Raw genomic sequence first — 3,327 nt, forward strand, 5'->3', positions numbered from 1 at the left:
CCCTTCGGCGTTTCCCGGGCCGGGGCGTTCGCGGGGCCGGCGCCCCCGGAATTTCGGTGGCCGGGGCCGGGCCGCCGCCCGTACCGTCCGGGGTATGAACGCGAAGCGTCCCCTGATCGCCGTGCTCACCGGCGCGGGCATCTCGACGGACTCCGGCATCCCCGACTACCGCGGCCCGCAGGGCCTGTGGCAGAAGGACCCGTCGGCCGAGGAGCTGGTCACCATCGGGCCGTACCGGGACGATCCGCAGGTGCGCCGGCGGGCCTGGCGGATGCGGCTGGAGACGGGCGCACTGGCCGCCGAGCCGAACGCCGGGCACCGGGCGCTGGTCGACCTGGAGCGCTCCGGTCTGCCGCTGCGGGTGCTCACCCAGAACATCGACGGGCTGCACCAGAAGTCCGGGCTGCCCGCCCGCAAGGTGCTCGAACTGCACGGCACGGCCCGGGAGACGCAGTGCCTGCGCTGCCGGGTGGTCGGGCCGATGGCGGAGGCGCTGGCGCGGGTCGAGGCGGGGGAGCCGGACCCGGCGTGCCGGGCCTGCGGGGGGATCCTGAAGCCGCGCGTGGTGATGTTCGGCGAGAACCTCGACCCGGAGGTGCTCGGGCAGGCCGACGCGATCGTTCGGGCCTGCGACGTGTTCATCGCGGTCGGCACCAGCCTCCAGGTGTTCCCGGTGGCGGCGCTGCCGCTCGACGCGGTGAGGAGCGGGGCGGAGCTGATCATCGTGAACGGCGAGCCGACGCCGTACGACGGGGCCGCGGCCGAGGTGATCCGGGAGCCGATCTCCCGGGCGCTCCCGGAGCTGGTGCGCCGACTTGTCCTGGAGCGGGCCTGAGCAGGGGCCGGAAGGGTCATATTCCCGGACGTACCGCGTGCGTACGATGATCCTTCCGGCTTCCCCCCTCTGGCCTGGAGTGATCGACCGATGACGACGACGGCGAAGTTCGACCCCTGGTCGGCGGCGTTCGTGGCCCACCCGTACGACGCGTACGCCGAGCTGCGCGAGCACGCGCCGGTGACGTACTTCGAGCCGACGAACCAGTGGCTCGTCTCCCGCCACGAGGACGTCAGCGCCCTGCTGCGCGACCGCCGGCTGGGCCGCACCTACACCCACCGCTTCAGCCACGCGGAGTTCGGCCGCCCCGAGCCCGACCCGGCGCACGAGCCCTTCCACACCCTCAACGACAACGGGCTGCTGGACCTGGAGGCCCCCGACCACACCCGGATCCGCCGGCTGGTCTCCAAGGCCTTCACCCCGCGCATGGTCGAGGGCCTGCGCCCCACCGTGCGGCGGCTGGCCGGCGAGCTGGTCGACGAGCTGCTCGCGGCCGGCGGCGGCGACCTGATCGCCACCGTCGCCGAGCCGCTGCCGGTCGCCGTGATCGCCGAGATGCTCGGCGTGCCGGAGGGCGACCGGCACCTGCTGCGGCCGTGGTCCGCCGACATCACCGGGATGTTCGAGCTCAACCCCAGCGAGGAGGCCGCCCGCCGGGCCGTCACCGCCAGCACCGAGTTCTCCGACTACCTGCGCACCCTGATCCGCGAGCGCCGGGCGGCCCCGGGCTCGGACCTGATCAGCGCGCTGATCCAGGCCCAGGAGGGCTCCGACGCGCTCAGCGAGCAGGAGATGATCTCCACCTGCGTGCTGCTGCTCAACGCCGGCCACGAGGCGACCGTCAACACCACCGGCAACGGCTGGTGGGCGCTGTTCCGCAACCCCGGGGAGCTCGCCCGGCTGCGCGGCTCGGTGGACGAACTGCTGCCCACCGCCGTCGAGGAACTGATGCGCTGGGACACCCCGCTGCAGATGTTCGAGCGCTGGGTCCTGGAGGACATCGAGGTGCGCGGCGTCACCGTCCCGCGCGGCGCCGAGATCGCCCTGCTCTTCGGCTCCGCCAACCGCGACCCCGAGCGCTTCGCCGACCCGGACCGCCTCGACCTCGGCCGCACCGACAACCCGCACATCACCTTCGGCGCCGGAATCCACTTCTGTCTCGGCGCCCCGCTTGCCAGACTGGAGCTCACCGAGTCCTACGGCACCCTGCTGCGCCGGGCGCCGGGCCTGCGGCTGGTCCGCGAGCCCGAGTGGAACCCGGGCTACGTGATCCGGGGGCTCAAGGAGCTGCTGGTCGAGGTCTGACGACTGAGGGGGAGAGGGCCGTGGGCAAGGCGACAGGGGCGCTGCTGGGGCTGGCGATCGGGGACGCGATCGGTCGGCCGACCGAGTTCAAGAGCGTCGAGGTGATCGCTGCCGACCACCCGGACTGGCGGCAGCTCCCGTTGCCGCAGCGGGCATTGGTCACCGACGACACCCAGATGACCCTCGCCCTCGGCCGCGGCCTGCGCACCGCCCTGGCGCGCGGGCCGCTCACCCCCCTCCGGCTGGTGCGGCCCGTCCGCGAGGAGTTCGTCGACTGGTGGCGCTCCCCGCAGAACAACCGCGCCCCCGGCATGACCTGCCTGCGCGCCTGCGAGCGGCTCAGCCACGACGAGTACCGCTGGCAGCAGGCCAGCGACGTCGGATCCAAGGGCTGCGGCGCCAACATGCGGGTCGCCCCGATCGGGCTGATCCGCGAGCTGGACGCCCGGCAGCTCTCCGGCGCCGCCCAGCTGCAGTCCGCGCTCACCCACGGCCACCCGACCGCGCTCGCCGCCGGCGACCTCACCGCGTACGCCGTCCGCAAGCTGGCCGAGGGCGTCCCGCCCGCCGGGCTGCCGGCGGTGCTGCGGGCGTACGCGCTGGCGAGCCGCGAGCGCTACGACGAGTTCTGGCTCGGCGACCTCGCCGACCGCTGGTACGGCAGCTCCCCGCAGGCCGTCATCGCCCGCGGCTGGGACGACTGCCTCACGGTGCTCGACCAGCTGGAGGCCGCCCTCGCCGCCCCCGACGTCGAGGCCGACCCCTGCCTGGCCACCGGCGAGGGCTGGGTCGCCGAGGAGGCCTTCGGCACCGGCCTGCTCTGCTTCCTGCTGCTGCCCGACGACCCGGTCGCCGCCGTCCGCCGGGCCGCCTACTCCAGCGGCGACTCCGACTCCCTCGCCTGCCTGGCCGGCGCCTTCGCGGGCGCCCACCACGGCGAGGCGGCCTGGCCGGCCGACTGGGTGGAGCGGATCGAGCACCGGGACGAACTGCTGGAGCTCGGGGCGCTCTGGGACTGACGCCGTACGGGCCGGAACCCGATCCGGGGGCGGCGCGTCGAAGGGCCATGACGAACCGCAGCACCGGAACCCGTCGCACCCTCCGCCGCCCGGCGGCGCTGCTCCTCGCCGCCGCGCTCGCCACGCCGCTGCTCGCCGGCTGCGGCGGCACCGGAGCCGTCACGCCCG

Annotated in this window: 3 protein-coding genes; all 3 read left to right on the top strand. The window is 74.5% G+C overall.

The genetic code is table 11. The features are described 5' to 3' along the window. Positions 1 to 94: 94 nt before the first annotated feature. The 3 genes from ACFU7Z_RS37890 to ACFU7Z_RS37900 all read left to right on the top strand — a co-directional run bounded on the left by ACFU7Z_RS37890 (position 95) and on the right by ACFU7Z_RS37900 (position 3,159). Positions 95 to 835: an NAD-dependent deacetylase gene (locus ACFU7Z_RS37890; RefSeq protein WP_375876148.1), complete on the top strand. Its 741-nt coding sequence runs from the start codon at positions 95 to 97 to the stop codon at positions 833 to 835. Positions 836 to 925: 90 nt separating this feature from the next. Then, positions 926 to 2,140: a cytochrome P450 gene (locus ACFU7Z_RS37895; protein ID WP_380782651.1), complete on the top strand. Its 1,215-nt coding sequence runs from the start codon at positions 926 to 928 to the stop codon at positions 2,138 to 2,140. Continuing rightward, positions 2,137 to 3,159 (top strand): ADP-ribosylglycohydrolase family protein, encoded by a 1,023-nt coding sequence (locus ACFU7Z_RS37900; protein ID WP_375876167.1) that lies wholly within the window; start codon positions 2,137 to 2,139, stop codon positions 3,157 to 3,159. Before ACFU7Z_RS37895 ends, ACFU7Z_RS37900 begins: the two co-directional genes overlap by 4 nt. Positions 3,160 to 3,327 lie beyond the last annotated feature (168 nt).

Source organism: Kitasatospora sp. NPDC057518 (assembly GCF_042802075.1).
In the GTDB taxonomy this organism is placed as follows: domain Bacteria; phylum Actinomycetota; class Actinomycetes; order Streptomycetales; family Streptomycetaceae; genus Kitasatospora.

Bases quoted from the DNA above. Each gene is read 5' to 3' on its own strand.
- ACFU7Z_RS37890 (WP_375876148.1), top strand. From the start codon at position 95: ATGAACGCGAAGCGTCCCCTGATCGCCGTGCTCACCGGCGCGGGCATC.
- ACFU7Z_RS37895 (WP_380782651.1), top strand. From the start codon at position 926: ATGACGACGACGGCGAAGTTCGACCCCTGGTCGGCGGCGTTCGTGGCC.